Raw genomic sequence first — 6811 nt, 5'->3', positions numbered from 1 at the left:
GTCGACGTCGGACGCGCCCGTGCCGCTGTCCTGATACGTGTCGAAGTCGTCGTAAAGACCAAACTCGTACGTGTCGGAACCCTCGCCGCCGTCCAGCGTGTCGTTGCCGTCGCCGCCGACAATCCTGTTGTCGCCGTCATTGCCGGTTATGACGTTGGCCAGACCATTGCCAATCACGTCGAACGGAGCGTCACCCAGCAATGTCAGTGTCGTGACACCACCTCCGAGAGTGAAGGTGTTGCCGGTATCGTCTGCCTGCCCCTCGATCCGCAGGTTCTCTTTGGTTATCGTCAGGGATTGGCCGGTTACCGTACCGGCAAGGTTGATACGATACCCGTCGAGTGCATCGGTATGAGCCTGCTGTATCGTGGCGTAGGTATCTACCAGGTTGTCAGCTTCGTCGAACAGGTGAACAGGCTGTGTCAGGTCGAATGTCTTGTTGTCGAACTCCAGGAATTCAACACTCACATGGGCGACATCGGTTCCATTGTCTCCGACAGTGTCGGTAATCGTAACGGTTCCATCCGCTGCGATCCGGATTTCAAAATTTTCGGCCGGACCGTCGGCAGCGTATGTATCGATGTCTGCACCGCCTTCGAAATAATCGTCGCCGACGCCAGATTCGAACCGGTCGTTTCCTGCATTGCCGTAGAAGTCCACGCCGACATTTGAAGCGGAACCGCTGCTCGTCATTGCCGACGCATCGACCGTATCTTCCCCGGCACCACCGTCGATGGTGATGGTTGAAGTATCGACACCGGAGGCAACAAAATCACCGGTGATATTGACCGTATCTCCCGCGTCGGAAAGGGTCAGTTCAACCTCTTCGATTTTCTTCGCCTGAACAGTTTCGCTACCGACGGAAACCTCAAATCCGGTTGCTCCCGGTGCATCCAGGGTAATGGTCTGCGCAGCGCCAGTGCCATTGACCACCTGCAGGGTGTCGCCTTCGGTTTCGGCGCCGTTGCCGCCGTCAACCGTGTCGTTGCCGTCACCGACGTTCCAGATGATCGTATCGTCACCCTTGTCGCCTTTGACGACATCATCACCGGCGCCGCCGATGAGGGTGTCGTTGCCCTTGCCGCCTTTGAGCGTGTCCTTGCCTGCTCCACCCTGAAGCTCGTCATCTCCCTTGCCGCCAAACAGCTTGTCGTTGCCGTCGAGCCCGAGGATCAGATCGGCGCCGCTGTTGCCGCGAAGGGTGTTGTTGCCGCCATCACCGATCAGGATGTCGTCACCGGACCCGCCTTCTGCATCGGCAATTCCGTCGACACTGTCCTGGCCGATGATCGCCGGAGAAACTCCGGTTCGATCGGTCGCCGTGTTCGCGGCAACCGTTTGACCAAACTCTGTCTGGGAGCTGTCGCTGAGATTGACAAATACACCGGAAGACAGCGCGGAATAATCGATCGACGAAATTTCACCGGCAGCGTCAACACGTACCGTTGCCGTCTGCGTGACTGTATCGCCGTCACCATCCTTGGCGACAACATCGAATGCAATGTCGATGAAGTGGTCGGAACCGGACGGCGCCGGGTGGTCGAGCGGCTCCACGAGAGTGAAGCTGTAGCTGCCATTGGCACTGCTGTCGTCCAGCGACACGAAGAAGACCACTCCAGCAGCCGGGTTCGTCGGGTCGATGGGAGCGGAAGGCACCGCTCCCGTGTAACCGACAAGCAGTCCACCAACCAAAGCGGTCATCACAGGCTGGCCATTGGACGTCAAGGAACTGACTGTCGAGGATCCGGAAACCGAAACGTTTTCACTCGCAAAAGCAAGCGCATCGGACGAAGCCTTGCCGTCCGCGCCGAAGGACACTTCAAGAGAACCGGATCCGCTCGTCGCACCACTTGCCAGATCGTCTTCCGAGACCGTCACTCCGTCTGCAGAGGCCACGACGGGCGCGTCGTCGTCGATGCCAACGGAGAAAGTGGCTTCCACCGTATCCCCATCACTGTCTCTCGCGACATATCCGAATGTCAGGACAAGATCGTTCTCGCCCTGCCCCTCCGGATGGTCGATCGCACCGGCAAGGTCGAACTTGAAGGCACCATTGCCCGTGTCCTGCAGCTCGACCGTGAACACGGTCTCTCCTCCGGCCTGGGCCGTCAGAAGATCGTTTTCCGGTGAGTTGAGGCTGTAGGTGATCGGCTCCCCGCCGGACTCCAGTCCGAGCAGGTTCAGCATGTCGATCGTGTCGGCGCTGAACGTGATCGCGCGGTCTCCGGCACCGCTCGAGGCGCCACCGTTCACATTTTCATTGCCGTCATCGGCGCCCCAGACAATGGCAAGGTCACCGTAGACAGTTGTGTCATCAGGAACTGCATCGAGCGCGCCATCGGTGCGGATTTCGTCATCACCCGCTGCATCGTCACCAATGCCACCGCCGAGATTGTCTTCATCAACAACGGCATTGACCTTCGCTTGTGCTCCAGTCTCGATATCAAGGCTCCAGGACCGGAGCAAACCGGTGTCAGCGAATTGATCGTCAACGATCTTGAGTGTCCAGGTTCCTGCCTGGTCCAGACCGTCAAGCTTCGACAGTTCCTCTTCCGTCGGCCGCCAGGTACCGGTGAACGGTGCGTTTGCCGCACTGAAGGACTGTGCAGCCTCATCGTCAAACGTGATGACGCCATCGGGGTTCTGGAAACCACCTTCATCGGCAATCAGGAAAACGCTGGTGCCGTCTGGTGCAATCAACGTGATTTCAAGATCGGCCATCCATGTGTGTGTCAAATCAATCGACACGTTCACATCGGCGATGGTCCCTCCGACGGGGACTTCAATTGTTGAAGTTATCTCTCCTTGATCGCCGACAGCCGGAATTCTGAGGTCGACAACACCGGACTCGAACGTCTGGGTGCCACCGGTTTCGCCAAAGTCATAGACCGTGGCATCGCCGACAACCGGAGCATCGTCATCGATACGGACGGAAAGCGTCAGATCCAGGGTGTCGTCGTCGCCATCGGTGGCAACGACGGTGAAGTTCATCGACTGGCTTTCGTCACGACCGCCCGGTACCCCGTCAGGAGCCTGGTGGTCGATATTGCCAAGCAGGTCGACCGTGTACCCGGCGTCGGTAGCGTTCAGCGTTGCCCGCATGACCACTTCGTCACCGCGATCCGGCACGTAGCCTTCGAGCGTCTGGCCATCTGCCGAAAGCCGGAAGAACACGGCGTCACCGTCCGAGGTCAGGCCGGAATCTTCACCAGCGCCACCTGCGGAGACGGTGTTGCTGTTTGCATTCGGAACGTCAAAGTCGCCGGAGAAGGCCGTCGACTTGAAGCCATCAGCACCGAAGTCGACTTTCAACGTGCCGGAAGCGCTTGCAGGCTGCGATCCATCGGTACCAGCCAGCTGAACGCCCGGAATGGCCGCAACGTCGTCTTCGTTGACAATCGCATTGGACACACCCGGATATGGTGCATCCGGATTGCTGAACCAGGGACCGTCATCGTCAAAGGTCACCCGGTGACCGACCGGCACACTGTCGCTTACAACGTCGCCGTCACCGTCCGTGACCGTAATGACGGCGCTCAGCTTGCCATCCAGACCGATGTCCTCATCGGAAGAATTCGGATTGTCGTGCGCGAGCGACAGGTATTGGGCAATACTGATCTGCCCGTCTTCGTCGATGTGAATGGCGAATGCCGCTTCCCCGACCGAGTCGTCCGGTAGCACGACGCGGCCAACGATCAGGTCGCCTTCTTCGACCAGCCGGATGTTCTGACCTTCCGTCGTGGTCAGGCCGGAGGCGCCGTCTGCCGCATCGATCCGCAATGAAATCGAGACCGTCGCGTCATCGTCGGCACCGCCATGCGCGTGATAGCGCACCACATCGTCGCGAGCATAGATCGGCCCTACCAGGTCCGGGTCCATGCCCGGCGTGTCCACCTCCTTGAACAGGTCAACAACGTCCTCGTCATACTCCCCGGTATTTTCGTCGTAGACGTTGTCGCTGTGATCACCGTAAGTCTCGTCGACACGGACGCTACGGCCCGTCAGTCCGATATGCGGAGCCGGGACATCGTCCGTAATGCTGACCAGGAACTGACCACCCAGATCGATCGTATCGCCATCTCCATCAGTCGCTTCGATGACCGCGCCGAAATCGATCTGATCCAGGGAATCTGAACCGGAAACCAGGTTCGTATTCTCTCCGTTTTCAGGTACGTGATCCAGCTGATCATGCAGGCGAACCACGAACTCGCCGTCAGCATCTAGCCGCAGACTGATGACAGGGCGATCTTGCCCGAAATTGAAGCTGCCATTGCCGTTGCCGTCGACAAAGCCGACCAGATATGTGTTGCCGAAGATGGAAACTTCATCAAATACGACAGTCTGTCCCTTTGAACTCAGATCCAGCTGGTTCATCAGAGTTGAAGCGTTGGCGGCAAAGGAGAAACCGCCATTCCCGGCGGGACCATCAGCACCGAAACTGACGGTATCCTCCAGGGAACCGAACGCGATCGCATCACCTGTGAAGAAGCCCGTGTAGGAACCGTCGGCATTGCCGTCATACGGATCGTTCCCTTCGGACAACCCGTTGTCGAGATCATCTTCGTCCACGGTTACGGTAACGACCTGATCGGTGACAGGCATGTCGTCGTCGACGAGAACGGTAAATTCCCGATCGACCGTGTCACCGTCAGCATCTGCCGCACGAACGGTAAAGGTCAAATCGATGACGTCTTCTGAAGCGGCGTGATCCAGTTCTTTGTGGAGTTCGAACGTATACGCACCATTCGTTGCAGTCGGATCCAACGTCAGCGTAAATACGGGTGTCGCACCGGCGCTGGCGACAAGGGTCTGTCCGCCGTCCGAATTCGTCGTGACGACGTAGGTCAGCGGAACACCACCTGAGGATAGTTCTGCACCATCAGCACCAGCGACGGTCAGTCCAAGATCGCTTGAAGCAACCGGACCATCGGCGACGTTTCCGCCGGCAAGGAAGGAGAGCGAGCGACCGAATCCGTCGCCCGGCTCGCGTGTATCATCGTCAGCGCCCCAATCGATATTCAGCGAAATATCGCTCACCGAGGCATTGTCTGCTGCCGCTCCCTCAAGGTTTGCACCTGGCAGCCCATCTTCGCCCACTGTCTGGGCAGCGACGTCATCGCCGAGAACAGGGCTATCGTCGACGATCAGGACCGTGAAGTCGTTGGTTGCAATGTCGCCATCGCCATCACGGGCAATGAAGTCGAATGTCAGGGACAGGTAATCCTCATCCGATGGCTCGGTACCCGTAAGGGGATGATCCAGCGTATCGTCCAGAATGAACTGATACGAACCTTCGCCATCATCCGACAGGGCAACACGGAAGACCGGCCGCTCATCTGCTGTGCCAGCATTGGCAACCGCCGTCAGCAGCGTCCCGTTGTTTGACAGCACATAGGTCAGCGTATCACCACGCGACGTCAGATCCACGGGATCGCCATTGCCGTCAGTCACCGACAGGAAGCCGTTCACATCGACGTTGTCACCATCGGCTAGATCGGTGAACACCACGGACCTGTGGCCGAGCGTCGACGGATCATCCTGGACCGGAAGACCGTCCGAAACGCCATCCGCGTCATCGGTGCCGTCACCTCCCCAGAGAATCCGCAGCGAGGCTCCGACCTGATCCGTCAGCGGAATACCAAGATCCGCGGACAGTCCGTCAAAGAAGTAAGGCTCGGCATCTTCATTGCCGTTGTCGAGGTCTTCTTCCTCCACGGCGCGGGCAAACCTTGCTCCGCGTGCAACCGGCACATCGTCGATGACGTCGATATTGAAGCTACCTTGCCCCGTATCGCCATCGCTGTCAGTCGCAATGTAGTCGAAGGTCAGTGTATGCGTATCTTCGCCCTGCACGGCCCCCTGATGATCGATCGTGTCGATCAGAACGAACTCATAGCTACCGGACTCATCGTCCGAAAGGAACGTCAGAAACACGACATTCGCAGCCCGGGCATCCCCGATATTCAGCGGAACTTCGGTCGGAACCGCGTCACCGGTATAGGCAACCAGAACCGGTCCATCAGCGCCTGTCAGAACCTGGTAGGAAATGTCCTCACCACGCGAGGTCAGGTCCTGGCTTTCCAGATTGTCAATTGTGCTCTGAGCAAAATTGACCGACCGATTGCCCGTTACCGCATCATCGGCACCAACAGTGTCATCAGCATCATCCGCACCCCAGGAAATCGCCAGATCGCCCTGTGCCAAATGCGTCGTGACATTCACATTTGCCGGAATGAAAATAAATCGCGGGTAATCTCCATCTTCTGGATTGGGACCAAAATCCTCATTGCCGTCGCCGACAACTTGCCTCTGCTCTTCTTCAACCGTGCCATTTTCGGCTGTACCGACAGACGGACTCCCGGCGTCATCATTGATCGTCACCGTGAAGGTCGACGTTGCCGTGTCGCCATCGCTGTCGGTCGCCGTGAAGCCGAACGTCAGGTCAAGAGCATCACCGTCACCGGCTCCGATGTCATGATCGAGATTGTCCAGAAGCTCGAATGTGTAGCTGCCCTCGTCGTCGTCGTTCAACGTGATCCGGAAAACATCGCCCGCCGTAGTCGACCCCGTCAGAACCGGGTTGCCATTGGCATCCACAGAAGCGGTCACGGTCACTTCAAGACCGTTGGAGGTCAGGACGTCGTCATTCCCCGTCGCCACCGTTCCGGTGGAGTTCACGCCGGAGAACTCAAGGCTCCGGTTGGACCCTGCAACCGTGCTGTCATCAACACCATCGGTGTCGTCGGCATCGTCGGCGCCCCAGAGAACGTTCAACGATCCGGTCTCGCTCGAAGACACAAACGTCTCGGAA

At 58.3% G+C, this 6811-nt stretch carries 1 protein-coding gene; it reads right to left on the bottom strand.

The window, feature by feature from the left end:
* The coding region (locus tag ABLQ08_RS32360; protein WP_352950906.1) for a DUF5801 repeats-in-toxin domain-containing protein at positions 1-6798 on the bottom strand (6798 nt) is incomplete at its 3' end.
* Positions 6799-6811: the final 13 nt, after the last annotated feature.

Origin of the sequence: Roseibium sp. SCP14 (genome assembly GCF_040329475.1) — a bacterium.
In the GTDB taxonomy this organism is placed as follows: domain Bacteria; phylum Pseudomonadota; class Alphaproteobacteria; order Rhizobiales; family Stappiaceae; genus Roseibium.
This window is presented reverse-complemented; position numbering and strand designations above follow the sequence as displayed.